Source organism: Microbispora sp. NPDC049633, from assembly GCF_040675265.1.
Classification (GTDB): domain Bacteria; phylum Actinomycetota; class Actinomycetes; order Streptosporangiales; family Streptosporangiaceae; genus Microbispora; species Microbispora maris.
In genome coordinates, this window is sequence record NZ_JBFAOO010000106.1 from 1 (window position 1) to 26,141 (window position 26,141).

The following is a 26,141-nucleotide window of genomic DNA, read 5'->3' on the forward strand; positions in this document are numbered from 1 at the left end:
CCCGCGTGCGCGAGCCTGGCCTGCTTCAGGTCGGCGAGGTCGCGCGCACGCGGGCGACCGCTCGCCGATCGCGCTGGCCAACCGTGAGATCGGCGCACTGCCGCCCGCCGCGCGAGCCGAGGCGGGCAAGCGGATCGGCACCGCGCGCAAGGCCATCGGCGAGGCCCTCGCGGCCCGCCAGGCCGAGCTGGAGGCCGAGCGGGACGAGCGGGTCCTCATCGAGGAGACCGTCGACGTCACGCTGCCCTGGGACCGCACGCCGCGCGGCGCCCGGCACCCGCTGACCACCCTCCAGGAGCGCATCGCGGACGCCTTCGTCGCGATGGGCTACGAGGTGGCCGAGGGGCCCGAGCTCGAAGGCGAGTGGTTCAACTTCGACGCGCTGAACATCGCCACCGACCACCCGGCCAGGTCCGACCACGACACGTTCTTCGTGGAGAGCGTCGAGTCGGGGAAGGTGCTGCGCACGCAGACGTCGCCGGTGCAGATCAGGGCCCTGCTTTCGCGCCCGCTCCCCGTGTACGTCGTGTCGCCGGGCAAGACCTTCCGCACCGACGAGCTCGACGCCACGCACACACCGGTCTTCCACCAGGTCGAGGGCCTGGCGGTGGACAAGGGGCTGACGATGGCCCACCTGAAGGGCACGCTCGACCGGTTCGCCGAGGTGATGTTCGGCGCGGGGATCACCACCCGCTTCCGGCCGCACTACTTCCCGTTCACCGAGCCGTCCGCCGAGCTCGACCTGCGCTGCTTCGTCTGCCGCGGCTCCTCGGCGGTGCCCGGCAACCCGCCCTGCCGCACCTGCAAGTCGGAGGGCTGGATCGAGTGGGGCGGCTGCGGCATGGTCAACCCGCGCGTGCTGATCGCCTGCGGTGTCGACCCCGCCGTCTACTCGGGATTCGCCTTCGGCATGGGCGTGGAGCGGACGCTGATGTTCCGCCACAACGCCGAGGACATGCGTGACATGGTCGAGGGCGACATCCGGTTCACCCTGCCGTTCGGGATGGAGGTCTGATGAAGGTCCCGCTTTCATGGCTGCGGGAGTACGTCGATCTCCCCGCGGTCACCGCCCAGGAGGTGGCCGACCGGCTCACCGCCGCCGGCCTCAAGCTGGAGGCCATCCAGTCGCACGGCCACGAGATCAAGAACGTCGTGGTCGGCCGGGTCCTCGAGATCGAGGAGCTGACCGGGTTCAAGAAGCCGATCCGGCACTGCAAGGTCGAGGTGGGGGAGGCGACGCCGCGCGAGATCGTGTGCGGCGCGACGAACTTCTCCGAGGGCGCCGTGGTCCCGGTCGCGCTGCCCGGCGCGGTGCTCCCCGGCGGCTTCGAGATCGGCTCCCGCAAGACCTACGGGCGCCTGTCCGACGGCATGATCTGCTCGGAGGCCGAGCTCGGCATCGCCGAGTCCTCCCCGGGCATCCTGCTGCTGCCGCAGGACACCCCGATCGGCGCGGACGTGGTCGAGCTGCTCGGCCTGCGTGACGACGTGCTCGAACTCGAGGTCGCCACCGACCGCGGATACGCCCTGTCGATCCGCGGCGTCGCGCGTGAGGCGGCCGTCGCGTTCGGCGTGCCGTTCCGCGACCCCGCCGCGGTCGAGACGCCGGCGGACGGCGGCGAGTCCTGGCCGGCGGCGATCGCCGACCCGACCGCCTGCGACCGTTTCGTGCTGCGCTCGGTCACCGGGTTCGACCCTGCCGCCGTGTCCCCGCTGTGGATGCGGGTGCGGCTGGCCCGCGCCGGCATGCGCTCGGTCTCGCTGGCCGTCGACGTCACCAACTACGTGATGCTGGAGCTCGGCCAGCCGCTGCACGCCTTCGACCGGTCGCGCCTGTCCGGCACGGTCGTCGTACGGCGGGCCCGGCCGGGCGAGAAGCTCGAGACGCTCGACCACGTGGTGCGCACGCTCCACGAGGAGGACATCCTCATCACCGACGACTCGGGCCCGATCTCGATGGCGGGCACGATGGGCGGCCTGCACACGGAGATCTCCGACACCTCGACCGACATCGTCATCGAGGCGGCGCACTTCTCCGCCACCGGCATCGCCCGCGAGTCGCGGCGGCACAACCTGGTCAGCGAGGCGTCCAAGCGGTTCGAGCGCGGCGTCGACCGGGAGCTGCCGCTGGCCGCGTCGTGGCGGGCCGTCCAGCTCCTGGCCGAGCTGGGCGGGGCCGTCGCCGAGCCTGGAGTGACCCACGCCCAGACGGAGGTGTCCCCGGTTCGGATCACCATCCCGGTCGACCACCCCAGCCGCGTGGCGGGCGTGACGTACGAGCGGGAGAGCGTGATCCGCAGGCTGGAGCAGATCGGCTGCACGGTGACCGAGGGCGCCGCGCCCGCGGCCACCGCCGGGAGCGGCGTCGCGGCCACCGGCGTGCTCGCCTCCGGCGACCTCGCCGGCCGGCTGGCCGTGCACGGCGACGACCTGATCACCGTCACGCCGCCGACGTGGCGTCCCGACCTGACCGACCCGAACGACCTCGCGGAGGAGGTCATCCGGCTGGAGGGGTACGACCGCATCCCGTCGGTCCTGCCGCCCGCTCCCGCCGGCGGCGGGCTGACGGAGGAGCAGCGGCTGCGCCGCCGGGTGGGCCGGGCCCTGGCCCACGCGGGTTTCGTGGAGGTGCTCGCCTACCCGTTCATGGGACCGCGCGACCTCGACAACCTGCTGCTGCCCGGGCATGACCCCCGCAGGCGGGCGACCCGGCTGGTCAACCCGCTCAGCGAGGACGAGCCGTACATGCGGACCACGCTGCTGCCCGGTCTGCTGAAGATCCTGGTGCGCAACGTTGGCCGCGGATTCGCCGACGCGGCGCTGTTCGAGTCCGGGCTGGTCTACCGGCCCGAGCCGGACGCCCCCGCCACGGCGCCGGTCCTCGCGGTCGACCGCAGGCCCTCTGAGGAGGAGCTGGCGGCGATCGAGAGGGCGCTGCCGAGGCAGCCGCTCCGGGTGGCCGTGGTGCTCGCGGGAGAGTTCGAGCGCTCCGGCTGGTGGGGCCAGGGCCGGCAGGCGTCCTGGGCGGACGCCGTCGAGGCGGCCCGCACGGTCGCGCGTGCGGCGGGTGTGGAGCTCGGCGTCCGGGCCGACCAGCACGAGCCGTGGCATCCCGGGCGGTGCGCCGCGCTGACCGTGACCGACGCGGAGACCGGTGAGCAGGTCCTGGCCGGTCACGCCGGCGAGCTGCACCCCCGGGTCGTCGAGGCCTACGGGCTGCCGCCGCGCACCTGCGCGATGGAGCTGGAGCTGTCGCTGCTGGTCCCCGCCGGGCCGGTGGAGACGCCCGCGGTCTCGGCCTACCCGGTGGCGACGCAGGACGTCGCCCTGACCGTCTCCGCCTCGGTCCCGGTCGCCGAGGTCGAGGCGGCACTCCGCGAGGGCGCGGGCGAGCTGCTGGAGTCGGTCAGGCTGTTCGACGTCTACACGGGCCCGCAGGTGGGCGAGGGGAACAAGTCCCTGGCCTACACGCTGCGGTTCCGGGCCCCCGACCGCACGCTCACGGCCGAGGAGACCACGGCGGCGCGGGACGCGGCCGTCGCCGTCGCCGCGCAGCGCACCGGAGCCCAGCTCCGCGGCGCCTGAGCACGGTTCACCTCGGCGGGTGCCGGCAGCGGTGCGAACGCGCACCGGGCCGGCACCCGCCGCCATGTCGCCCCCTGCACCCATGGGCAGTCGAGGGGCGAGCAGCGATCTCCGGAGGAGCGGTGCGTCACCTGCTGGTGTTCCCCGAGCGGGACAGCGCGGAGGAGTCGGCCGAGGCCGTGGCCGAGTTGTTCCCGGCACTGGGCGTCCCCACCGTCGTCCGTGAGCTGCTCGCCGGCGAGGACGACGCCGAGGACGCCCAGTGGGTGGTCGTGGTGGACGACCCGGATGGCGCGCTGGGCCCGGCCGGCCTCGCCCGGCTCGACGCCCTCGCCGAGGAGGGCGAGGGCTGGCGCGAGCCGGGCTGACCCGTCCTATCTGCCGTACACCTCGAGGGAGTACAGCGAGTAGCCGTAGCCGGTGCCCCGCTTGACCCCCTGCATCCGCACGTGGCGCGCGCTGCCCGGCGCGAACGTGACGGTGTCCACGCCGCCGTCGCCCGTGGTCGTCTGCGCGACGGTGGTCCATGTTGAACCGTCCGCCGAGGTCTGGATCCGGTACGACGAGGCGTACGCCGCCTCCCAGCGCAGGATCACCCGGCTCACGGTCTTCGCCGAGCCGAGATCGACCTGGATGTACTGGTTGTCGCTCCACGCGCTGGCCCACCGGCTCGCGGGGTCTCCGTCGACGGCCTTGGCGGGACCGTTGGAGCCCTGCGTGCTCGACGCGCTCGCCGTACGGCCCAGGGCGAGGTCGGTCACGTCGTCGCCGCGGTGCGCGGGGAACGCGACCACCTGCTGGTAGGTCGGCCGGTTCTGCCACGAGATCAGCGAGTGCTTGACGCCGCCGAGCGGTGACTGCCGGACGGCGTCGGCGCACCACTGGTCGCCCGCCGAGCAGGAGTCGTCACCCGGGTAGGTCGTCGCCGCCGGTTCGGCCAGCGCGGCCGCCAGGCTGTCCAGCAGGACCGTACGGCAGGCCGTCACGGTGGCCCCGCAGTACTTCGCCGGCAGGGGAGCGGCCACCGGGTCGCCCAGCACGGCCCGGATGTCCTTGTCCACGTAGCCCCACCAGCCGTACTGGAACGACGAGCCCTTGTGGGGCTGCGCCTCGTTGGCCGAGCCGGGCAGTGAGGAGACGTCGCCCTGCTGGTGCCCGGAGGGCGACTCGTTGATCTGCAGCGCGTTGACGAGCGCCTGGTAGAGCCCGTCGCCCAGTCCGGGCCGGAACTGCGCCCGGACCAGCTTCGGCCACCACGCGTCGAAGATCCGGATGGCGTCGGCGTGCGCGTACGTCTTGCTGCCCTTCGAGGTCTCCTGCCGCGTGGCGCCCGCGGCGGCCCAGGCGGACAGCTTGGCGACGGCCGAGGCCAGAGCGGGATCGGAGACGGCGGCGCTGTTCACGACGCGCAGCAGCTTGGGCAGCACCTTCCATCCGCGCAGGTCGGTCGTCGCGGCCGACGCCATGATCTTCACGACTCCGGCGCGGTCGAGGGTGCCCGAGGACAGGGCCGCTCTCACCGGCACGTCGAGCAGGTCGCCCCGATGGACCGCGCCGAAGCTGAAGTTGCCGTCCGACGCGCCGAAGTCCTTGGCCTGCTTGTTGTTCCAGCTCACGAAGTAGTCCTGGTTGACCGCCTGCGGATGCGCCGAGGGCGGGACGTAGGACGCCGTGTTGGCCGCCGGGTCGAAGCCGCTCCACTCGTGCGCGGCGTCGCCCGCCATGGGCAGGTTCGGGTCGGACACCGCCGACCGTACGGGGACGTTGCCGGACATGAAGTACGCCGCGTCGGCGGAGTTCACGTAGAACCAGTTGAACGCGAAGCCGATGGTGGAGGCCGAGTTGCGGAACGCGGCGGCCGACCCCATCTCGGCCGGGTCGTTGAACATCTGGAACCCGATCGCGGAGTCCGCCTCGTGCTGGTAGGTCGAGCGCAGCGTGGTGAACGCCGTCGGCACGCCGCCGACCGTGCCCCGCCAGGTCACCAGGCCGTACTTGGTGCGCTTGACGACCAGGTCGTACGACCCGGCGGCGGTGGAGTCGGCCGTGTTGGGTTTCCAGGAGTTGGTCTTCTTCAGCGTCTCCATCGCCGTGCAGGCGCCGTGGTAGAGGTAGTGGTCCGACGAGAGCGTGGGCGTGCCGCCGTTCGGGTCGCACAACGTCACCGCGTACGTGTCGGTGATGTCCTCGGCGGCGGAGGTGGCGCTCCACGCGTAGTCGGTTCCGCGTCCGAGCAGCACGTAGAGGCTGAGCCCGGCGAAGGCCGCGCCGCGTGCCCGGATGCCGGGCCCGGACAGCTCCTCCAGCATGAGCAGTTGCGGCGCGAAGTAGCCGGTCTGCGGCCCGAACACGGCGATCGGGTGCCCGCCGGCCGCCTTGGCGGCCGAGATCACGATGGCGTTGGACATCCCGGGTTTGGAATTGTCGACCGTGAGCCCGGTCAGCGCGCTCTCGGCCTGCGTGGTCGCGGAGGTGGCGGTGCCGGTCTCGTTGGCCGTGATGTCGACCGGCGCGGTCGTGCCGGCGTCGGGCAGCACCACTCCGGTCGCGCCGGACGGGGCCGCCCCGAAGGGGAAGCTCTGCCCGTCGTGCAGGGTCAGCACGGTCTCCGGGTCGTTCTGGGCGCGGAAGGCCGTCCACACCCGGTCTCCCTCGGCGGCGCCGTACTTCGCCCGCGCGGCCACGCGGACGAGGGCGGACTGCATCTCGGCGCCGCCACCACCGCCGAACAGGCCGCCGATCACGCCGGAGATCGCGATCAGGTCGGTCATCCGGAAGTCCTCCGGGCCGCCCTTGTTCGTGATCGCGTCGAGGTGGCCGGTCAGCACGTACTCGCCCGGGCAGTCGCGGTTGGCCATGCAGTGGTCGATGTACGCGTTGATCCCGGCGACATAGCTCTGCACGTCCGCGTACAGCTGGGCGCCCCTGGAGCCGGCGGTCCGCAGCCGGTCGATCTGCGCTTGGAGATCGGCCTCGGTGTAGGGGGAGTTGCGCCAGACGCTCTGCTCCAGCTCCCTGTTGCCGGCCGCGCCGCCGGCGAACGGCGTCAGCTCGCCCCGGCCGACGTGGCGCATGAGGTCCATCAGCCACAGGCGGTCCTGCGCGCCGGCGTATCCGGCGCCGAACATGGTGCCCTCCCGGGTGGTGCCGGTGACGTGCGGGACGCCGGTCGCCTTGTCGCGGACGATGGTGACGTCCGAGCGCGGGCTCACCGTGCTCGCGACCTGGTTCGCCGGCACGCCGAAACCGCTGTCGTTGAAGAACGCGGAGATCTGCTCGTCGGTGAGGCCGGTGTAGCCGGAGATGAGGTCGGCGTACCTGCCGAGCTGGTCCTTGCTGTGGGCGGGATACGTGCCGAGGGTCTGGTTGCCCAGGATGTCGACGAGCGTGGCGTTGCCGTTCTGGCCGGGCGGCAGGATGTCCGCGCACTGGCCCAGGCAGTAGTCGTCGGGCGGATAGTAGGGGGCGGCGGCGGCCGGTGCCGCGGGCAGGCCGACGGCGACCAGGGCCAGCGCGGCGGCAGCGGTGATCGCCCGTCGAAGGCGCGCGTGCATGGGGGATCTTCCCTTCGCGGTGTCGGGGGGTGAAGGGACCGTGGTGGTGCTGTTCACGCGCGCGAATGTGAGCCAGGCTCAATTCCGGACGATACCCGCGGGTAACCGGAGGGGCAATGGCCACTTCGTGGTCAGCGTGCGCCCGCATGATGCCCGGCCGGTGTGCCGGGCGCGGCTGACGCTGACGCCTGTGCCCTCCGGCTGTGCGACGACTTGGCGGCCGGGGGAGCGGACGGCTCGCGGGCCAAGCTCAGCGAGCGTCGATCTCCGTGAGGTCGATGTCCATTTCGAACGGCACCGCCAGCTTGAGCCGGTCGTGGTAGATCCAGGTCAGGGCGTACGACGTGGTGGCCGGGTCGAGTTCGTACACGTAGACCGTGGGCCGGTCGGACTGGTTTTCCAGGGCTGGTTTTCTATACGCCAGCAGTGTGCGATACCCGCCTCGGCGTAGAGCTGTGGCTTACGCTGCCGCTCACCGTAGCAACGCATGAGCGTCACACGAAGTGATTCCCCGGCTGTCTCCTGCCGGAACGCGGGTTCTCCGAGACGGCACCGGGGCCATGAAGGAGACCTGGACGGCGGGAAGGTGCGGCGCTCCCCGGAGAGCGCCGCACCGTTCCTGGCGGTCAGTCCACGCGACAGGAGACCGACGGCCAGGTTCATACGCCAATGGGGTGGCCGGATCGTGGCCCGCGGTGCGCCAAAGGTGTTCCGCATTGCGGGCCACGGGTGCGGGCTATCGGTTCCAGGTCCACTTCTGGTTGTTGCCGCCGTGGCAGGAGTACAGCTGGAGCTGGGTGCCGTTGCCGGTGCCGGCGCCGACGGCGTCCAGGCACAGCCCGGACTGGACGCCCTGGATGCTGCCGTCGGAGTTCACGCGCCACTTCTGGTTGTCGCCGCCCCAGCAGCTGTAGATCTGCACCTTCGCGCCGTTGCCGGTCCCGGCCGCGTCCAGGCACTTGTTGCCGTACACCCGGATCTCACCGGCGGAGGTGGACGCCCAGGTCTGGTTGGTCTGGCCGTTGCAGTCCCACAGCTGCACCTGAGCGCCGTCCGAGGTGCTCGCGTTCGCCACGTCCAGGCAGCGACCCGAGGCGACACCCCTGATCTGCCCACTGCCACCACCGGAGGTGGGAGTCGCGCTTGGAGATTGGGGGATCGTCGGGGACGGGGAGACGGGCCCGCTGCCGTCGGGGGCGACCGCGCGGCCGGTGGTGGGGGAGATCATGCCGGCGCACAAGTTGCGGCTGCGGAGGTTGGCGGCGATCTGCGGGATCGCCTGGACCGTCGTGGCGTACTGGTCGTGCATCAGGATGATCTGGCCGTTCTGCAGGCGGCCGGCGGCCTGGACGATGGCGGACGTGCTGGCGCCGTTCCAGTCCTGGGAGTCGACGTCCCAGATGATCTCCCTGAGGCCGAGCTGCTGCTCGACGGACTTCAGCGTGGAGTTGGTCTCGCCGTACGGCGGGCGGAACAGCTTGGGGGCCGAGCCGGTGGCCTGCTGGATGGCCTGCTGGGTCCGCTGCAGCTCCGACTGGATCTGCGAGCTGCCCATCTGGATGAGATGGGGGTGGGTGTAGCTGTGGTTGCCGACCCACATGCCCGCGTCCACCTGGGCGCGGACCAGGGACTGGTTGTTCTGGGCGTTCTGGCCGATGTTGAAGAACGTGGCCCGCAGGCCGTTGGCCTTCAACGTGTTCAGCAGGTTCGTGGTGTTGCTCGGGTTGGGCCCGTCGTCGTACGTCAGTCCGACGTAGCCGCCGCTGCAGTCGGCCGCCTGCGCGGCGGTGGCGGACAGGGTCACGGTCGCGAGCGCCGCGGTGACGACGCCCGCGAGCGCCGTGACGAGCATCTTGCGTAAGCCTGCATGTCTTGCGGTGGGCACGGCGCTGTCGGCCATCTCTTGCTCCTCCGATCGGGAGGGCCGGGCGGCGCTGTCCACCGATAGGTGAGCGTCGCCCGGCCCAGGGGTTCGCCGGGGCATCATTCTGGGGAACGAGGCTGAAACATGTCAAAGATTCACAGAAACATTTCAACGATTGAGTCACTCATGTCCCCGGTGAGCTGCCGAAATATCGGATGAAGATTTCATGGCGATGGTCCGATTGGACAGTCTCCGGCCTGTGAGTAGACGCGACGGCCGTACGGCGGGGACGTGAGCCCTTCCCGTCGCACGGCTGGTGTGAGGCGATCGCCGTCGCGCTGTCCGTCAGGACGCGCTGCAGGTCAGTGTCGGCGTGGCGGCGGTGCCGTTGGCGACGAAGCCGAAGGTGGTGGAGGCGCTCGCGCCCAGGCTGCCGTTCCACGTTTCGTTGCGCACGCTGACGGAGGAGCCGGAGCCGGACCGCAGGCCTCCCCACAGCTGGCTGACGGACTGGGAGCCGGGCCAGCTCCAGGTCACCGTCCAGCCTCTGATGGCCGAACCGCCCGCGCGCACCGTCACGTTCGACTGGAACCCGCCACCCCAGGAGTTGACGGTCTCCATCGTCGCCGTGCAACCGCCCGGTCCCCCCGTGGGTGTGGTCGTGGGGCTGGGGCTGGGGGACTGCGGGATCATCGGCGAGGGGGAGACGGGCCCGCTGCCGTCGGGGGCGACCGCGCGGCCGGTGGTGGGGGAGATCATGCCGGCGCACAGGTTGCGGCTGCGGAGGTTGGCGGCGATCTGCGGGATCGCCTGGACCGTCGTGGCGTACTGGTCGTGCATCAGGATGACTTGACCGTTCTGCAGGCGGCCGGCGGCCTGGACGATCTGAGCGGTGCTGGCGCCGTTCCAGTCCTGGGAGTCGACGTCCCAGATGATCTCCTTCAGGCCGAGCTGCTGCTCCACCGACTGGAGGGTCGAGTTGGTCTCGCCGTATGGCGGGCGGAACAGCTTGGGCGCGGAGCCGGTGGCCTGCTGGATGGCCTGCTGGGTCCGCTGCAGCTCCGACTGGATCTGCGAGCTGCTCATCTGGGGCAGGTGCGGGTGGGTGTAGCTGTGGTTGCCGACCCACATGCCCGCGTCCACCTGCGCTCTGACCAGGGACGGGTGGGCGGCGGCGTTCTGACCGATGTTGAAGAACGTGGCTCGCAGGCCGTTGGCCTTCAACGTGTTGAGCAGGTTCGTCGTGTTGCTGGGATTCGGGCCGTCGTCGTATGTGAGTCCGACGTAGCCGCCACTGCAGTCGGCCGCCAGTGCGGCGGTGGTGGACACGGCCACGGTCGCGAGTGCCGCGGCGACGACGCCCGCGAGCGCCGTGGCGACCGTCTTGCGTAAGCCTGCGCGTCTTCCGATGGGCACGGCGCTGTCGGCCATGTCTGCTCCTCCTGCCGGGGGCTCTGATCGGACACCGGAGCCAGGCCTGGTGGCACGTCACCCTGCGAGGGAGGCGCCGTCCGGCCCGGGTTCGCCGGGGGCATCATTCTGGGAAGCGCCGTTGAAACATGTCAAAGACTCGATAGAAATATTTCAGCGGCAACCGGTCAGGCGCGGGTCGCACTGCCGGGCGCCGATGAACCTTTCACGTCGTCGCGGACTCCGGCGGGCGGAGAGCGAGCGCGTGCTCGTCGGTCCTCGCGTCGTACCGGCGGAACCGGGGCAGCGCGGCCGCCATCAGCCCGACCGCGGCCACGCACAGCAGGCCGCCCGCTCCGAGGGAGAATCGGGTGCCGCCCAACTGGCCCATGAACCCGGCCCGCGCGTCGCCCAGCATCGGTCCGGCCGAGTAGGACAGCAGTTCGATGCCCGCGAGCCGTCCACGGTAGGAGTCCGGAATCGTCTGGTTCCAGATGGTGCCGCGGAACAGGCCGCTCACCATGTCGGCGCCGCCGGCGACGGCGAGGAACAGGAACATCAGCCAGATGTCCGGCATCAGGGCCGCGAGTGCCACGGCGACGCCCCACAGGGCGGCCGAGACGATGACGGCGAGCCCGTGCCGATGGACGTGGGCCGTCCAGCCCGAGGTGAGGGAGGCGACCACCGCGCCGACGCCACCGGCCGCGTAAAGGACTCCGACGGCCTTCGACGCGCCGAGGTCCTCGGCGAGGAACGGGAACAGCGCGGTGGAACTGGCGAAGGCCATCGCCGCGATGTCCACAAGATAGGTGCCCATCAGGTCGGGCCGCCGCAGCGCGTACCGCACGCCTTCCAGCAGGGAGCGCAGCGACGCGGGCGTGGGCTCCTCGGCGCGCGGGACGGCGCCGACCCTGACCAGCAGCGCGAGGGACAGCAGGAACGAGGCGACGTCGACGCCGTAGGAGGCGGCCGGCCCGAGCGAGGCCACGATGAGACCGCCCGCCGCCGGCCCCGCGATCATGGCGGCGTTGCGGACCAGGCCCTGCAGTGCGAACGCCGCGGGCATCCGGTCCAGCGGCAGCACGCGGTTGATCATCGCCTGCTCGCTGGGCGACCGTATGCTGCCGAGCCCGGCGGCCAGCGCCCCGGCGGCGTACAGCACCCAGACCTGCGGCCGGGGCAGCAGCGCGTTGACGAGCAGGAGCACCGAGGACAGACACAGCCCGAGCTCGCTGAGTATCACGATCCTGCGCCGGTCGTGCGCGTCCGCGATCGCGCCGCCCCACAGGCCGCAGACCACCATCGGGACGAACTCGGCCATGCCGACCAGTCCCACCGCCACGTAGGAGTCGGTGAGCTGCTTCATCTGGTACGGCACGGCCACGGTCGTGACGACCGTGCCGAGCATCGTGATCAGACCGGAGCCGAGCAGCAGTCGGAAGTCGCGGAACTCCCGCAGCGGGCTGAGATCCAGTCTCAGCCGCCGGGCCAGGGACTTCACAGAACGATCAGGGCTGCCCCCCACGATGGCCCATTTCATCGATTCGCCGCGAGGGCAGGCAACTGCTTTTCCGCCGCGCCCCGGCGACACCTTGCTGGGTGGCCGCAGCCGAACGCGTTCGCCTGAGAGAGGGCGAGGAAAACGCGGTGATCCACGGCATGGGGCGCCAGTAGGTTCCCTCTATGAACAGCGATCTCCAGAAGGCGCGGGCGCTGGCGGAAGCCGGCGACGTCTCCGGGCTCATGGGTCATCTGCGCTCCACCGTGGATCGTCTCCCGATCGCCGACAGCGCGGCCCTCGTCCGGCGGGCGGCGGAACTCATGGGGTTCGCCGACCTGGCCGAGACGGCGGCCGCCGTGTCGGCCGGCCCCGGCCGGTCGCGGGTGCTCTACGCGTACGGCTACGCCTGCATAGAGCGGGGCGCCTCCTTCCTGGCGGTCCCCGCCCTGCGGGAGGCACTGCGCCGGGAGCCGGGCTCGCCGGCGATCCTGCGGGAGCTGGTCACCGCTTTCGAGGACGAGAATCGGCACGGCGAGGCCGTTCTCGTGCTGAGCGAACACGAGGCCGTCCTGACTCCGTGGCCCGATCGCTACCTCCTGGCCTACAACGCGCTGATGTCCGGCGATGTGGACCGCGCCGCCGCCGAGGCGGACGGGCTCCCCTTCCCGGAGGACGAGTTCTGGCTGCCGGCCCGGGGCCGTCTGTCCAGGATGCTCACGCGGGCGCGGCAGGCGCGGGCCCTCGGCCGGCTCGACCCACGTGACCTGAGGGGCTGGCATTTCGCGCTGACCGGCGGTGTCCTGGGCACCCTGTCGCCGTTCGGCTTCGACCAGGGCATGAACGGCCGGTACGCCTACCTGAACGACGACTTCGGCGCCTGCCTGTACGGCCTGCGCCGGCTGCGCACCGTCCTGGAGGCGGCGGGCCGGACGCCGAAGACGGTGTCCCTGCTGCCCGGCCGGGGCGATCTCGCTCTCGGCCTCGCCGCGTCCCAGGTCCTGGGGCTGCCCGCCGAGCCCTTCGCCCCCGGCCGGACCGACACCGTCGTCATCGCCTACGACCTCGGGAACGCCGGCGACCTCGTCGTGGACCTGTACGAACGCGCGGCCGGCCAGATCCTCTACGAGCACGCGACATGCTGGACCGAGCCGCCTCAGGTCAGCGCCGACGTCAGCGCGCTGCTCTGCCAGATGGTCGTCGCGCCCTGGGACGAGAAGATGCACTTCACGCCGGACGGTGACATGGCCAGGTCCCCGGCAGACGATCGCGAGGCGGAGGATCTGGCCGCGGAGATTCTGCGCGCCACCCCCACGCCCGACGAACTGCCCTCCGACACCGACGAGGCGCTCGCCCGGTTCGTGGCCGGGATCGCCCCGATGTGGCCGGCCGACGGCACGCGCGACCGCGCCCGCTCCGCCGGGCCCGTCCCCAGTTCTCGTTTCTGAGGACGGGCCGGGGGGAGAGGCGGTCAGGCGGGAACCTTGTCGAGGAAGCCGTAGACGCTGCGGATCCGGCCGTCCTCGTCGAGCACCACCACGTCGAAGCCGATCACGACCGGCTCGGCCGCCTCTCCGGCGCTCTGCGGGCCGAGGTGCCAGGTGAAGCGCGCGATGTCGTGGTGGCCGTCCACGGGCCCGCCGAGGGTGAACACGAACCCGGGGAACATCTCCTGCGCACCGGCGATCACCGCGGCGATGCCGTCGTGTCCGGTGACGGAGGCCAGCGGGTCGGTGTAGCCGCCGTCCTCGGCCCACAGCTCCGCCACGGCCTTCGCCCTGGCCTCGGCGTCGCGCTCGTTCCAGGCGGCGACGTAACGCTCGGCCAGGGCAGTGTGATCGGTCATTTCCACTCCTTCGGGGATGTCTTCCGTGACGACACGTGAACGGTGTCACGGACCCCCGAGGCGGGGCGATTACGCGGCAGGTAACCCTAGAGGCCCAGGGTCTCCTTGCGCAGGTGGGTCTTGAGCACCTTGCCGCCGGGGTTGCGCGGCAGTTCGGCCTCCCTGAACCAGAACCGCACCGGCACCTTGAACGCCGCGATGCGGCCGCGCAGGAACTCCTGGAGCTCCTCGCCGGTGGCGCCGGCGCCCTGCTTGAGCCGTACGACGGCGCCGACCTGCTCGCCCAGCTCGTCGTCCGGGATGCCGATCACCGCCGCGTCGTCCACCGCGGGATGTTCGAACAGGGCGGCCTCGACCTCGGCGCAGTAGACGTTCTCGCCACCCCTGATCACCATGTCCTTGGCGCGGTCGACGATGTAGACGAAGCCGTCCTCGTCGATGCGGGCCAGGTCCCCGGTGTGCAGCCAGCCGTCCACGAACGTCTCGGCCGTGGCGTCCGGGCGGTTCCAGTAACCGATGATGACGATCGGCCCGCGCATGCACAGCTCGCCGACCTCGCCGGGCGGCAGTTCGGCGCCGAGCGGGTCGCAGACCTTGACGTCCACGACGGCGAGCGGCAGTCCGATGCTGTCGGGCTTGGCCAGGTAGTCGGCGCCGCTGTTGTAGATCGCGAGCGCGGTCGTCTCGGTCATGCCGTACCCGTTGGCGGGCGTGCGGTTGGGGAGCGTCTCGGTGAGCCGCTCCAGCAGCTTCGGCGGGGCCGGGGCGCCGCCGTACGAGATGGAGCCGAGCGAGGAGACGTCGTGCTTGTCCAGGTCGGGGTGGGACAGCAGTTGCCAGGCGTTGGTCGGCACGCCGCTCATCACGGTGACCCGCTCACGCTCGATGAGCTCCAGGGCCCGCTTGGGGTCCCACTTGTACATCAGCACGAGCCCGCCGCCGCTGAACATCGTGGTCATCAGCACGGCGAAGCACCCGGTGACGTGGAAGAGGGGCACGGTGAGCAGGGTGATCCTGCGCTTCTCGGCCGCCGCGGCCACGTCCCTGCCGGCCATGGCCACGGTGCGCATCATCGCGTACGCGACGGTCATCGGCGCCTGGCCGAGGTTGCGGTGGCTGCCGAGGGCGCCCTTGGACCTGCCGGTGGTGCCGGAGGTGTAGAAGATCGTGGCGAGGTCGTCGGGGCCGATGTCGACCTGCGGCAGCGTCACGTCGGCCCGGACCTCGCCGAGGACCTCCGCCCAGTTGGCGCCCGCGCCGCGGGTGACGATCATCGGCAGGCCGCTGCCGGCCATCCGGGCGGCGCGCTCGCCGTCGGCGATCACGACCTTGGCGCCCGAGTCGTCGAGGCCGTACGCCAGTTCCTGCTCGGTCCACCAGGCGTTGAGCGGCACGGCCACCGCGCCCGCGGCGAGCACCGCGGAGAAGGAGATGATCCATTCCGGATAGTTGCGCATGGCGACGGCGACGCGGTCGCCCTTGCGCACGCCGAAGTCGTCCACGAGACGGTTGGCGAGTGTCGCGGCCAGCCGGAAGTGCTCTTCGAAGGTGATGCGCTCGTCCTCGTAGACCACGAACACCTTGTCCCCGTGGAACCGGGTGATCTCCAGGAGGGCCCGGAACGTGGCCGGGGCATGCTTCCACGCCCGGATCTTGTGACCGCCGACCTCGACCTCGTCCATCTCGAAGAGCTGTCCGGGCGCCGTGAGCTGGGCCTGGACCTGTTCGTTCGTGATCGTCATGCTGGCGCACTCCCGGATTCGTTCGTTAACCGGAGGTTTCACGATACCGACCGGTAGGTACGGCGGCTAGATGTCCATTCCTCGGAACGCTGCTTGCATGCTCATGCTTTGCGTTGCATACTCTCTACACAAGCAAGAACATGAGGTCTGCTGCATGACCATGCAGTGATCGCGGAGAATCGGGGGCGCGGATGAGGGCGGCGATCGCCGGGGCCAGCGGCTACGCGGGAGGAGAGTTGCTCCGCCTGCTGCTCGGCCATCCCCACGTCGAGATCGGCGCGCTGACCGCGGCGTCCAGCGCGGGCACGAGACTCGGCGCCCACCAGCCCCACCTGCCGTCGCTGGCCGGCCGGGTGATCGAGCAGACCACCCCCGACGTGCTCGCCGGTCACGACGTCGTCTTCCTCGCCCTCCCGCACGGCCAGTCCGCCGCGGTCGCCGCCGAACTCGGCGACGGCACACTCGTCGTCGACTGCGGCGCCGACTTCCGGCTGACCAGCGCGCAGGAGTGGACAGCATTCTACGGCGGCGCCCACGCCGGCACGTGGCCCTACGGCCTGCCCGAGCTGCCCGGTCAGCGTGAGGTCCTGCGCGGCGCCCGGCGCATCGCCGTCCCGGGCTGTTACCCGACCGCCGCGACGCTGGCGTTGTTCCCCGCCTTCGCGGCCGGGCTGGCCGAGCCCGACGTCGTGGTCGTCGCCGCGAGCGGCGCCTCCGGGGCCGGCCGGGCGCCCAAGGCCCACCTGCTCGGCAGCGAGGTCATGGGCTCGGTCAGCGCGTACGGCGTGGGCGGGGTGCACCGGCACACTCCGGAGATGGAGCAGAACCTGTCGGCTGTCGCCGGACGGCCGGTCCGCGTGTCGTTCACGCCGACCCTCGCACCGATGAGCCGGGGCATCCTCGCCACCTGCACGGCTCCCGCCGCCTCCGGCGTCACCGCCGCCACGATCCGCGAGGCGTACGAGACGGCCGTGAAGGACGAGCCGTTCCTCCACCTGCTGCCCGAGGGGGTCTGGCCGGCGACCGCGATGACGGTCGGGGCCAACACGGCGGTCCTGCAGGTCACCCTCGACGAGCGAGCCGGGCGGATCGTCGCCGTCGTCGCCATCGACAACCTCACCAAGGGCACCGCGGGCGGCGCGATCCAGAGCGCCAACCTCGCTCTCGGCCTGCCGGAAGAAGTCGGACTTCCCACCAATGGAGTCGCCCCGTGAGCAAGATTGTTTCGTTTGGAGGAGCGCGCATGAGCGAGCGAATCGATAGGCAGAGCGCGATTCGCGCGGCACTGACCTGCGCGCCTTCGGCACGACGTGACTCCGAGCTCGCAGTCAAGGGGGCGGCATGAGCGTCACCGCACCGCTGGGTTTCCGCGCCGCCGGAGTCGCCGCCGGGATCAAGAGCGGCGGCGCCCGTGACCTCGCCCTGGTCGTCAACGACGGCCCCTCGCGCGCCGCGGCCGGCGTCTTCACCCGCAACCGCTTCAAGGCCGCACCGGTCCTGTGGTCGGCCCAGGTCCTCAGTGAAGGCCGGGTCAGGGCCGTCGTCCTCAACTCCGGCGGCGCCAACGCCTGCACCGGTCCGCTGGGTTTCCAGGACACCCACGCCACCGCCGAGAAGGTCGCCGAGGTCCTGGACGACTCCGCGGCCGAGGTCGCGGTCTGCTCCACCGGCCTGATCGGCGAGCGGCTGCCGATCGACACGCTGCTCGGCGGCGTGGGGACCGCGGCCGCCCAGCTCAGCCGCGACGGCGGCCTGGCGGCGGCCGACGCGATCCGGACCACCGACACCGTCAGCAAGATCTCCTTCCGCCGCGGTGAGAACGGCTACATGGTGGGCGGCATGGCCAAGGGCGCGGGGATGCTCGCGCCGGCGCTCGCCACGATGCTGTGCGTGCTCACCACCGACGCCGACCTCACCTCCGAGGAACTCGACACGGTGCTGCGCAGGGCCACCTCCGTGACGTTCGACCGGCTCGACACCGACGGGTGCATGTCGACCAACGACACGGTGCTGCTGCTCGCGAGCGGCGCGTCGGGCGTGCGCCCCGACCTCGCCGAGTTCGAGAAGGTCGTCACCGCGGTCTGCGCGGACCTGTCCCGGCAGCTTCTGGTCGACGCCGAGGGCGCCACGAAGGCGATCGCCATCGAGGTCGTCGGCGCGGCGTCGGAGGAGGACGCGGTGGCGGTGGGCCGTGCGGTGGCCCGCTCGAACCTGCTCAAGTGCGCCATCCACGGCGAGGACCCCAACTGGGGCCGGGTGGTCAGCGCGGTCGGCACCACCGACGCCGTGTTCGAGGCCGAGCGGGTCAATGTGGCGGTCAACGGCATCTGGATCTGCCGCGGCGGCGCGGCGGGGGACGACCGTGCCAAGGTCGACCTGCGGCCCCGCGACGTGACCATCACCGTCGACCTGTCCGCGGGCCCGCACACCGCCACCGTGCACACCACCGACCTCACGGCGGCGTACGTCCACGAGAACTCGGCGTACTCGTCATGAGCGTGAGGCGGAACGGCGCCCTGGACAAGGCGCACACCCTGATCGAGGCGCTGCCCTGGCTGGCGCGCTTCCACGGCGCGACCGTCGTCATCAAGTACGGCGGGAACGCGATGACCGAGGAGCACCTGCGGGCCAAGTTCGCGGCCGACGTGGTGTTCCTGCGTTACGCCGGCCTGCGGCCGGTTATCGTGCACGGCGGCGGCCCGCAGATCCAGTCGCACCTCGACCTGCTCGGGATCGACAGCCACTTCGTGTCCGGGTTGCGGGTGACCACCCCCGAGGCGATGCAGGTCGTCCGGATGGTCCTGGTCGGCCAGGTCAACCGCGACGTGGTCGGCCTGATCAACGGGCACGGCCCGTTCGCGGTCGGCATGTCCGGCGAGGACGCCCACCTGTTCACCGCCGAGCGCAAGCACGTCGTCGTGGACGGCGTCAAGGTCGACATCGGCCAGGTCGGGGAGATCGTCCGGGTCGAGGCCGGAGCCGTGCGGGCCCTGCTCGACGACGGCCGCATCCCCGTGGTGTCCTCCGTGGCCCGGGGCGAGGACGGCGGGATCTACAACGTCAACGCCGACACCGCCGCGGCCGCCCTCGCCGTGGCGCTCCAGGCGTCGAAGCTCATCGTCCTCACCGACGTCGAAGGGCTGTACGCCGACTGGCCTCGCAGCGAGGAGGTCGTCAGCCGCATAGGGGCCTCCGAACTCGCCGCGTTGCTGCCCTCGCTGTCCAGTGGCATGGTGCCGAAGATGGAGGCATGTCTGGCCGCCGTGCGCGGTGGCGTCCCGCAGGCGCACGTGCTCGACGGGCGGGTGCCGCACGCGCTGCTGCTGGAGGTCTTCACCGACGAGGGCATCGGGACGATGGTCGAGCCCGACGCCGCCGTCGCGGCGGCGCCGGACGGGATCGGGGCGACGGCGGACGGCACCGTCAACGGGGAGGTTGCCAGATGAGCACCAACGACGAACTGCGCGGACGTTTCGAGGCGGCGTTCATGCGCAACTACGGTGTGCCGCCCGTCGCCATCGCCCGCGGTGAGGGCTGCGCCGTCTGGGACGTGGACGGACGCCGCTACCTCGACCTCATCGGCGGCATCGCGGTGACCTCGCTCGGGCACAACCACCCGGCCCTGGTCGAGGCGGTGTCCCGGCAGGTGGCCACCCTCGCGCACACCTCGAACCTGTTCCTGCACGAGCCCGAGGTGCTGCTCGCCGAGAAGCTGCTCGCCCTGCTCGGGGAGCCCGCGCGGGTCTTCCTCGCCAACTCCGGCACCGAGGCCAACGAGGCGGCGGTCAAGATCGCCATCAAGTACGGCAGGACCCACGGCCGCGGCTACATGGTCGCGGCGGAGAACGGCTTCCACGGGCGTACGCTCGGCGCGCTGTCGCTCACCGGCAAGCCGTCGATCCGCGACCAGTTCGGGCCGTTCCCGCTCGACGTGCGGTTCGTCCCCTACGGTGACGCGGACGCGCTGAAGAACGCGGTGACCGAAGACTGCGCCGCGGTCTTCCTGGAGCCCACCCAGGGTGAGGCCGGGGTCGTCCCGCCGCCCGAGGGCTACTTCCGGGCCGCGAGGGAGATCTGCTCCTCGGCGGGGGCGCTGCTCGTCACCGACGAGATCCAGTCGGCCATCGGCCGCACCGGGCACTGGTTCGCGCACCAGGCGGAAGGGGTCGTCCCGGATGTGCTGACGCTGGCCAAGGGCCTCGGCGGCGGCCTGCCGATCGGCGCCTGTGTGGGCTTCGGCGAGACCGGCGAGGTCTTCGCGAAGGGCGACCACGGCTCGACCTTCGGCGGCAACCCGATCTCGTCCGCGGCGGCGCTCGCGGTGCTGGACACGATCGAGCGCGACGGACTGCTCGGCAACGTCGCCAAGGTGGGAGCGCTGCTGTCCGAGGGCATCTCCGCCGTGCGGCACCCGTTGCTCAAGGGGGTCAGGGGCCGAGGGCTCTGGCTGGCCGCCGTCCTCACCGCGCCCAAGTCCGCGCAGGTGCAGGCGGCGGCGCAGGAGGCCGGTTTCCTGGTCAACGCCCTTCAGCCCGACGCGGTACGGCTCGCGCCACCGCTTGTGATCACCGAGTCTGACGTGAAGACCTTCCTCGACGCGCTGCCCGGCATCCTGGAGACCGCAAATGCCTGACGACGACCTCCTGACCCCTGACGACGGCCCGAGCCAGGGCGGCTACCCGGCGCGAGCCAGGCAGGGCGCGGACCCGGCGCGAGTCAGGCACTTCCTGCGGGACGACGACCTGTCGCCGGAGGAGCAGGCACAGGTGCTCGACCTGGCCGAGGCGATGAAGAAGGACAGGTTCGGCTACCGGCCCTTCGCGGGCCCCCGCACGGTCGCCGTGCTGTTCGACAAGCCCTCCACCCGCACCCGGGTCTCCTTCACCGTCGGCGTCGCCGAGCTGGGCGGCCAGCCACTGGTCATGGACCTCGGCACGTCGCAGATGGGACGCGGCGAGCCGGTCGAGGACACCGCGCGGGTGCTGTCCCGGCAGGTCGCGGCGATCGTGTGGCGGACGGCGGGCCAGGAGCGCATCGAGGCGATGGCGGCCCATTCGTCGGTGCCGGTGGTGAACGCGCTGACCGACGAGTTCCACCCCTGCCAGATCCTCGCCGACCTGCAGACGATCCGGGAGCACAAGGGCTCGCCGAGGGGGCTCACGCTCGCCTACCTCGGCGACGGTGCCAACAACATGGCTCACTCCTACCTGCTGGGCGGGGCCACGGCCGGCATGCACGTCCGGGTCGGGGCGCCGGCGGGCTACCTGCCCGACGCCCTGGTCATGGAGCGGGCGGCCGAGATCGCGGCGGCGACGGGCGGGTCGGTCACGGCGGTGAGCGACCCGGCGGCCGCGGTGGCCGGAGCCCATGTCGTCGCCACCGACACCTGGGTGTCCATGGGCCAGGACGGCAAGGACGAGCGGGTCGCGGCCTTCGCCTCCTACCAGGTGTCCACCGCCCTGCTCGGCCTCGCGGACCCGGACGCGATCGTCCTTCACTGTCTTCCGGCATATCGGGGGATGGAGATAGCCGCGGACGTCATCGACGGGCCGCAGAGCGTCGTGTGGGACCAGGCGGAGAACCGGCTGCATGCCCAGAAGGCGCTGCTGCACTGGCTGGCGACACGGGGCGCGGAGGGGTCGTGACCATCCCGCTCACCAAGGCGGCCCGGCACGCTCGCATAGTGGAGCTGCTGACCAGGCACAAGGTGCGCTCGCAGCCGGAGCTGGCCAAGCTCCTGGCGGAGCAGGGAGTGGAGGTCACCCAGGCCACACTCTCCCGGGATCTCGACGAGCTGGGCGCGCTGAAGCTGCGGGCCGACGACGGCACGCTGGTCTACGCGCTGCCCGGTGAGGGCGGGGGGCGGATTCCCCTCTATCGCACCGGTGCCACGAACGGGTTGCCGGAGAACCCCGACGCGCGGCTGCGGAGGATCGCGGAGGAGCTTCTGGTGTCGGCCGAGGCGTCGGCCAACCTCGTGATCCTGCGCACGCCGCCGGGAGCGGCGCAGTTCCTCGCCTCGGCCATCGACCACGCGGGCTGGGAATCCATCCTCGGCACGGTGGCCGGCGACGACACGATCCTCGTCATCAGCCGTGATCCCGCAGGGGGGCAGGGGCTGGCGGAGTCCCTGCTCAACCTCGCCACCCGCCGCACGCCCGACGTGAGCAGGCACAAGCTCGCCGCGGAGGTCCGCGCCCACGACGGCGAAGAGCGGGAAGAGTGACGGATCGGGCAGCGCCCGCCTCCTCCGGCGACGTCGTGGGGGAAGGGCCTGCCGATCGGCCTCGTCGAGAGGTCGAGGCACTCGATCGGCGAGAACGAAATCGCGGCCGCGCGGGACTCCCGCCAGGCCTGATCGACTCGGCATACGCCCCGGTTCCGGTGCAGGGACCGGGGCGTACGTCGGCTAAGGTCGCGGATTAGTCCCGCAAAGGATCCGCGTGAAGAATCGCGCCGAGTGTTCATCCGAGAAAGCCGGACCAGGCGCAAGGATCTACGTACGACGGCCCGGGCGGGAACGGTGCGCGGTCATCTTTTCGGCAGGGACTCGAATATCGGAGGGAGAAGACGGTGGCGGACAACAAGCCGATGAGGCTCTGGGGTGGCAGGTTCGAGGGGGGACCCGCGGACGCCCTCACGCGCCTGTCGGTGAGCGTGCAGTTCGACTGGCGGCTCGCGCCGTACGATCTGCTTGCCTCGCGCGCGCACGCGCGGGTGCTGCACCGCGCCGGGCTGCTGACGCAGGAGGAGCTCGACCGCATGCTGGGCGCGCTCGACGACCTCGACCGGGCCTGCCGCACGGGAGAGTTCCGCCCCACCGTGGCCGACGAGGACGTGCACACGGCACTGGAGCGTGGCCTGCTCGAACGGCTCGGCTCGCTGGGCGGCAAGCTCCGCGCCGGCCGCAGCCGCAACGACCAGGTCGCCACCGACCTGCGCCTCTACCTGCGTGACCACGTCCGCACGATCGTCTCCCGGCTCGCCGAGCTGGAGACGGCGCTGATCAGCCAGGCCGAGGAGAACGCCGACGTCGCCGCCCCCGGCATGACGCACCTGCAGCACGCCCAGCCGGTGTCGTTCGGCCACCAGCTTCTGGCTCACGTCCACGCGCTCACCAGGGACGTGGATCGCCTCCGTGACTGGGACAGGCGCGCGGCGATCTCGCCGCTCGGCTCGGGCGCGCTGGCCGGTTCCTCCCTGCCGCTCGACCCCGCCGCCGTCGCCGCCGAACTCGGGTTCGACGCTCCCGCGCCGAACTCGATGGACGCGGTCGCCGACCGCGACTTCGCGGCGGAGTTCCTGTTCTGTGCCGCGCTGATCGGCGTGCACATCTCCAGGCTCGGCGAGGAGATCGTGCTGTGGGCCTCGCAGGAGTTCCGGTGGATCGAGGTGGACGACGCCTACTCGACCGGCTCGTCGATCATGCCGCAGAAGAAGAACCCCGACGTCGCCGAGCTGGCCCGGGGCAAGAGCGGCAGGCTGATCGGTTCGCTGATGTCGCTGCTGACGACCCTCAAGGGCCTGCCGCTCACCTACAACCGGGACCTGCAGGAGGACAAGGAGCCGGTGTTCGACGCGGTCGACACCCTTCTTCTGGTGCTTCCCGCGGTGTCGGGCATGGTCTCCACGATGCGTGTGAACAAGGCCAAGCTGGAGTCCAGCGCGCCCGACGGCTTCGCCCTGGCGACCGACCTCGCCGAACTGCTCGTCCGCCGCGGGGTCCCGTTCCGTGACGCGCACGAGGCCGTCGGCCACCTCGTGGTGTGGTGCCAGGTGAACGACAAGGACCTCGGCGAGCTCACCGACGACGAGCTGGCCAAGGTCTCGCCGCACTTCGCCGTCGACGCCACGGGTGCGAGCGTGCGTGACGTGCTGAACGTGCACGGCGCGCTGGCCGCCCGCAGCGCGTTCGGCGGCACCGCGCCCGACCGGGTCCGCGACCAGATCGCGAACCTCCGGGAGACCGTCGACGGTCAGGCGGCATGGGCGAACGAGAGCTGATCGAAGACGTCGCGGGCGCGCCGCTCGGCCGCGACTTCTTCGACCGTCCTTCTGACGTGGTCGCGCCCGACCTGCTCGGCCGCGTGGTCGTGCACGGGTCGGTGGCGGTGCGGCTGAGCGAGGTCGAGGCGTACGGCGGGCCGGGGCAGGACCCGGCCTCCCACACCTACCGGGGACGCACGCCGCGCAACTCGGTCATGTTCGGGCCGCCGGGGCACCTCTACGTCTACTTCACGTACGGCATGCACTACTGCGCGAACCTCGTGTGCATGCCCGCGGGCACCGGCTCGGCCGTCCTGTTACGCGCCGGCGAGGTGATCGCGGGCGTGCACACCGCCCGCATCCGCCGTATGCCGCACGCCGACGGTCCGGAGCTGGAAGGGCTGGTGCGGCGGGTCCCGGACCGTGATCTCGCGCGTGGACCGGCCCGGCTCACGGTGGCGCTCGGCCTGGTGCGGGAGCACAACGGGACGGACTGCTGCACCGGGGGCCCGATCCGGGTGCACGAGGGCCGGCCCGTGCCGTCCGGCCAGGTCAAGACGGGCCCCCGAACCGGAGTGTCCGCGGGCGCCGACACGCCCTGGCGGTTCTGGATCGACGGGGATCCCACCGTGTCGCCGTACCGCGCTCACGTGCCCCGGCGCCGGGGTCGCACCACGAGCTGACGCGCTGGAATGAAGTGGCGATAAGGTTTCGTGATCAGGCAGGCTTGTACGGAAGCCCGTACATCCACCATCAATAAGCGAAAGCCACGACCGTGACCGCAACTTCAGGCAACCTCGTGCCGACGTCGGAGATGGCTGACATCCTCGACGAGCTCGAGTGGCGCGACGTGATCGCGCAGACCACCGACATCGACGCGCTGCGCAAGGCGCTGGCCGACGGTCCGATCACCGTGTATGCGGGCTTCGACCCGACCGCACCCTCATTGCACGTGGGCAACCTGGCCACGCTGCTGATCCTGACCCGCTTCCAGCGCGCGGGCCACCGGCCCATCGGCCTGGTCGGCGGCGCCACCGGTCTGATCGGCGATCCGAGCGGCCGCAGCACCGAGCGGGCGTTGAACTCCAGCGACATCGTCGCCGAATGGGTCGCGCGAATCCGCGTGCAGGTCGAGAAGTTCCTGTCGTTCGAGGAGGGGCCGACGGCGGCGACGCTGGTCAGCAACCTCGACTGGACGGCGCAGCTGTCGGCGATCGACTTCCTCCGGGACGTCGGCAAGCACTTCCCCGTCAACCGCATGCTGGCGAGGGAATCCGTCTCCGCCCGGCTGGCCGGTGAAGGGCTGAGCTACACCGAGTTCAGCTACCAGATCCTGCAGGCCAACGACTACCTGGAGTTGTACCGGCGGAACGGATGCACCCTGCAGCTCGGTGGCAGCGACCAGTGGGGCAACATCACCGCCGGCGTCGACCTGATCCGGCGGGTCGAGGGCGGGCACGTTCACGCGCTCACCGGCAAGCTGATCACCAAGGCCGACGGCACGAAGTTCGGCAAGACGGCGGGCGGTGCGATCTGGCTCGATCCCGCCCTGACCTCGCCGTACGCGTTCTACCAGTTTTGGTTGAACGCCGACGACCGGGACGTGGTGCGTTTCCTCAAGGTCTTCACCTTCCGCACCCGGGAGGAAATCGAGGAGCTGGAGAAGGCCGTGGCCGAGCGGCCGGCGGCTCGAGAGGCGCAGCGAGCCCTGGCCGAGGACCTGACGACTCTGGTGCACGGTGCCGACGAGCTGGCCCGCGTGATCGCCGCCTCGCGTGCGCTGTTCGGCCAGGGCTCCCTGGCCGAACTCGACGCCCGGACGCTGGAGTCCGCCCTCGCTGAGGTGCCCAAGGCCGTCGTGCCGGCTCTGGGTGCGCCGTACGTCGAGCTGCTCGCGGAGAGCGGGCTGGTGGAGTCGAAGTCCGCGGCGCGGCGTGCCGTCAAGGAGGGCGGCGCGTACCTGAACAACACGAAGATCACCGACGAGGAGTACGTGCCCTCGGCGGACGACCTGCTGCACGGCCGGTTCCTCGTGCTGCGCAGAGGCAAGAAGACGGTCGGCGGCGTCGAGATCGCCTGACCCTCGGAACCGAACAGCCGCCCCGGCCTGAGGCTGGGGCGGCTGTTTCATGGCCAAGAGTTGTTGTGACGAGGGTAACAATCTTGTGGCGTTCATGGCGGTCAGCGCCGGAAGTTCCCGTCTGGCCTGGGGTTTCGGCCATCTCGCCGTGATTTGACGGCCAGACCCGGGTTGCCTAATGTTTTCTTCGCCCCCGGGGAGAGCGGGACGCCGACAGGCGGCCGGACCCCGACGGGCAAGCCACTCTGACAACCACCCAGACGAGGCGCTCGCGTCAAGTCGGGGTCATCCGTGGTGCGGCCAGACCGAAGGGTTTGACGCGAAGCGGGTGAGGGTTTAAGATGGAGTGGTTGCCCCGAGAGGGGCGGTCACTCTAACAAGAGCATCGGCCGAGATCGCATGGCCCTCCAGGTCTGCGGTGCGGCGATCGCCGCAGAGTCGGCCGAACGGAAGTTATCGCCCTGGATCTCGGGACCTGTTGATCGGGTTCTGGGTGATGGTGGTCGCGTCCGTTTCTTGAGAACTCAACAGTGTGCTAAAAGCCAGTGCATGAAATCATGCATGACCCCGTCATGA

19 protein-coding genes and 1 pseudogene are annotated in these 26,141 nt (G+C 71.1%); 13 read left to right on the top strand and 7 right to left on the bottom strand.

All coding sequences use genetic code 11. The features are described 5' to 3' along the window. The 3 genes from pheS to AB0J39_RS24770 all read left to right on the top strand — a co-directional run. Window positions 1-1,015 (top strand): phenylalanine--tRNA ligase subunit alpha (gene pheS / locus AB0J39_RS24760; protein ID WP_363468630.1); only part of this gene is annotated, 1,015 nt, incomplete at its 5' end. Then, window positions 1,015-3,585, top strand: a complete 2,571-nt coding sequence (locus AB0J39_RS24765) for a phenylalanine--tRNA ligase subunit beta (protein ID WP_363468632.1) — start codon at window positions 1,015-1,017, stop codon at window positions 3,583-3,585. The genes pheS and AB0J39_RS24765, both read left to right, overlap by 1 nt. A 122-nt stretch (window positions 3,586-3,707) precedes the next feature. Then, window positions 3,708-3,953: a hypothetical protein gene (locus tag AB0J39_RS24770; protein WP_169983101.1), complete on the top strand. Its 246-nt coding sequence runs from the start codon at window positions 3,708-3,710 to the stop codon at window positions 3,951-3,953. A 6-nt stretch (window positions 3,954-3,959) separates the two neighbouring features. On the opposite strand, the gene AB0J39_RS24775 is transcribed toward AB0J39_RS24770, so the two are convergent. From AB0J39_RS24775 to AB0J39_RS24795, 5 genes and pseudogenes are all read right to left on the bottom strand, one after another. Then, window positions 3,960-7,139: a penicillin acylase family protein gene (locus AB0J39_RS24775; RefSeq protein ID WP_363468634.1), complete on the bottom strand. Its 3,180-nt coding sequence runs from the start codon at window positions 7,137-7,139 to the stop codon at window positions 3,960-3,962. Between the two features lie 250 nt (window positions 7,140-7,389). Continuing rightward, window positions 7,390-7,613: pseudogene (locus tag AB0J39_RS24780) on the bottom strand (Uma2 family endonuclease); the annotation flags it as partial. 262 nt (window positions 7,614-7,875) lie between these two features. Then, the gene (locus AB0J39_RS24785; protein WP_363468636.1) at window positions 7,876-8,991 is read right to left on the bottom strand and encodes a polysaccharide deacetylase family protein; all 1,116 of its coding nucleotides are present in this window, start codon (window positions 8,989-8,991) and stop codon (window positions 7,876-7,878) included. A 357-nt stretch (window positions 8,992-9,348) separates the two neighbouring features. Then, a complete protein-coding gene (locus AB0J39_RS24790) occupies window positions 9,349-10,434 on the bottom strand; it encodes a polysaccharide deacetylase family protein (RefSeq protein WP_363468638.1) in 1,086 nt (361 codons plus the stop codon). 205 nt (window positions 10,435-10,639) lie between these two features. Next, a complete protein-coding gene (locus AB0J39_RS24795) occupies window positions 10,640-11,914 on the bottom strand; it encodes an MFS transporter (protein WP_363468640.1) in 1,275 nt (424 codons plus the stop codon). Window positions 11,915-12,096: 182 nt separating this feature from the next. On the opposite strand from AB0J39_RS24795, the gene AB0J39_RS24800 reads away from it, so the two are divergent. Beyond that, window positions 12,097-13,359 carry a hypothetical protein gene (locus AB0J39_RS24800; RefSeq protein ID WP_363468642.1) on the top strand — a complete coding sequence of 421 codons (1,263 nt, stop codon included), beginning with the start codon at window positions 12,097-12,099 and terminating at the stop codon, window positions 13,357-13,359. Window positions 13,360-13,382: 23 nt separating this feature from the next. Here the strand turns inward: AB0J39_RS24800 and AB0J39_RS24805 are convergent, their stop codons facing one another. Both AB0J39_RS24805 and AB0J39_RS24810 read right to left on the bottom strand, forming a co-directional pair. Next, window positions 13,383-13,757, bottom strand: a complete 375-nt coding sequence (locus AB0J39_RS24805; RefSeq protein WP_363468643.1) for a nuclear transport factor 2 family protein — start codon at window positions 13,755-13,757, stop codon at window positions 13,383-13,385. An 86-nt stretch (window positions 13,758-13,843) separates the two neighbouring features. Continuing rightward, complete coding sequence (locus tag AB0J39_RS24810) at window positions 13,844-15,499, bottom strand: class I adenylate-forming enzyme family protein (RefSeq protein ID WP_363468645.1); 1,656 nt, start codon at window positions 15,497-15,499, stop codon at window positions 13,844-13,846. A gap of 191 nt (window positions 15,500-15,690) precedes the next feature. On the opposite strand from AB0J39_RS24810, the gene argC reads away from it, so the two are divergent. The 9 genes from argC to tyrS all read left to right on the top strand — a co-directional run bounded on the left by argC (window position 15,691) and on the right by tyrS (window position 25,565). Next, the gene (gene argC, locus AB0J39_RS24815; protein WP_363468646.1) at window positions 15,691-16,713 is read left to right on the top strand and encodes an N-acetyl-gamma-glutamyl-phosphate reductase; all 1,023 of its coding nucleotides are present in this window, start codon (window positions 15,691-15,693) and stop codon (window positions 16,711-16,713) included. A 127-nt stretch (window positions 16,714-16,840) separates the two neighbouring features. Continuing rightward, window positions 16,841-17,995 (top strand): bifunctional glutamate N-acetyltransferase/amino-acid acetyltransferase ArgJ, encoded by a 1,155-nt coding sequence (gene argJ, locus AB0J39_RS24820; RefSeq protein WP_363468648.1) that lies wholly within the window; start codon window positions 16,841-16,843, stop codon window positions 17,993-17,995. Further along, entirely contained in the window at window positions 17,992-18,945 is a 954-nt protein-coding gene (gene argB / locus AB0J39_RS24825) for an acetylglutamate kinase (RefSeq protein ID WP_363468649.1), read from the top strand. The genes argJ and argB overlap by 4 nt, the downstream gene beginning before the upstream one ends. Next, on the top strand, window positions 18,942-20,132 hold the full coding sequence (locus tag AB0J39_RS24830) for an acetylornithine transaminase (protein WP_363468651.1): 1,191 nt from the start codon (window positions 18,942-18,944) through the stop codon (window positions 20,130-20,132). Before argB ends, AB0J39_RS24830 begins: the two co-directional genes overlap by 4 nt. Continuing rightward, window positions 20,125-21,144, top strand: coding sequence for an ornithine carbamoyltransferase (argF, locus tag AB0J39_RS24835; protein ID WP_363468653.1), 1,020 nt, complete (start codon window positions 20,125-20,127; stop codon window positions 21,142-21,144). The genes AB0J39_RS24830 and argF overlap by 8 nt, the downstream gene beginning before the upstream one ends. Continuing rightward, window positions 21,141-21,725 carry an arginine repressor gene (locus AB0J39_RS24840; protein WP_363468655.1) on the top strand — a complete coding sequence of 195 codons (585 nt, stop codon included), beginning with the start codon at window positions 21,141-21,143 and terminating at the stop codon, window positions 21,723-21,725. The genes argF and AB0J39_RS24840 overlap by 4 nt, the downstream gene beginning before the upstream one ends. Before the next feature lie 365 nt (window positions 21,726-22,090). Further along, window positions 22,091-23,503, top strand: coding sequence for an argininosuccinate lyase (argH, locus tag AB0J39_RS24845; RefSeq protein WP_363468659.1), 1,413 nt, complete (start codon window positions 22,091-22,093; stop codon window positions 23,501-23,503). Further along, window positions 23,485-24,168: a DNA-3-methyladenine glycosylase gene (locus AB0J39_RS24850; RefSeq protein WP_363468657.1), complete on the top strand. Its 684-nt coding sequence runs from the start codon at window positions 23,485-23,487 to the stop codon at window positions 24,166-24,168. Before argH ends, AB0J39_RS24850 begins: the two co-directional genes overlap by 19 nt. Before the next feature lie 131 nt (window positions 24,169-24,299). After that, the gene (gene tyrS / locus AB0J39_RS24855; protein WP_363468661.1) at window positions 24,300-25,565 is read left to right on the top strand and encodes a tyrosine--tRNA ligase; all 1,266 of its coding nucleotides are present in this window, start codon (window positions 24,300-24,302) and stop codon (window positions 25,563-25,565) included. Window positions 25,566-26,141 lie beyond the last annotated feature (576 nt).

What these genes read in the sequence shown, in the direction of transcription:
- argF (WP_363468653.1), top strand. Translation starts at nt 20,125, where the DNA reads ATGCCTGACGACGACCTCCTGACCCCTGACGACGGCCCGAGCCAGGGC.
- AB0J39_RS24790 (WP_363468638.1), bottom strand. Translation starts at nt 10,434, where the DNA reads ATGGCCGACAGCGCCGTGCCCATCGGAAGACGCGCAGGCTTACGCAAG.
- AB0J39_RS24785 (WP_363468636.1), bottom strand. Translation starts at nt 8,991, where the DNA reads ATGCTCGTCACGGCGCTCGCGGGCGTCGTCACCGCGGCGCTCGCGACC.
- AB0J39_RS24765 (WP_363468632.1), top strand. Translation starts at nt 1,015, where the DNA reads ATGAAGGTCCCGCTTTCATGGCTGCGGGAGTACGTCGATCTCCCCGCG.
- argH (WP_363468659.1), top strand. Translation starts at nt 22,091, where the DNA reads ATGAGGCTCTGGGGTGGCAGGTTCGAGGGGGGACCCGCGGACGCCCTC.
- AB0J39_RS24775 (WP_363468634.1), bottom strand. Translation starts at nt 7,139, where the DNA reads ATGCACGCGCGCCTTCGACGGGCGATCACCGCTGCCGCCGCGCTGGCC.
- AB0J39_RS24830 (WP_363468651.1), top strand. Translation starts at nt 18,942, where the DNA reads ATGAGCACCAACGACGAACTGCGCGGACGTTTCGAGGCGGCGTTCATG.
- AB0J39_RS24800 (WP_363468642.1), top strand. Translation starts at nt 12,097, where the DNA reads ATGAACAGCGATCTCCAGAAGGCGCGGGCGCTGGCGGAAGCCGGCGAC.
- argC (WP_363468646.1), top strand. Translation starts at nt 15,691, where the DNA reads ATGAGGGCGGCGATCGCCGGGGCCAGCGGCTACGCGGGAGGAGAGTTG.
- argJ (WP_363468648.1), top strand. Translation starts at nt 16,841, where the DNA reads ATGAGCGTCACCGCACCGCTGGGTTTCCGCGCCGCCGGAGTCGCCGCC.
- AB0J39_RS24850 (WP_363468657.1), top strand. Translation starts at nt 23,485, where the DNA reads ATGGGCGAACGAGAGCTGATCGAAGACGTCGCGGGCGCGCCGCTCGGC.
- AB0J39_RS24810 (WP_363468645.1), bottom strand. Translation starts at nt 15,499, where the DNA reads ATGACGATCACGAACGAACAGGTCCAGGCCCAGCTCACGGCGCCCGGA.
- AB0J39_RS24805 (WP_363468643.1), bottom strand. Translation starts at nt 13,757, where the DNA reads ATGACCGATCACACTGCCCTGGCCGAGCGTTACGTCGCCGCCTGGAAC.
- argB (WP_363468649.1), top strand. Translation starts at nt 17,992, where the DNA reads ATGAGCGTGAGGCGGAACGGCGCCCTGGACAAGGCGCACACCCTGATC.
- tyrS (WP_363468661.1), top strand. Translation starts at nt 24,300, where the DNA reads ATGGCTGACATCCTCGACGAGCTCGAGTGGCGCGACGTGATCGCGCAG.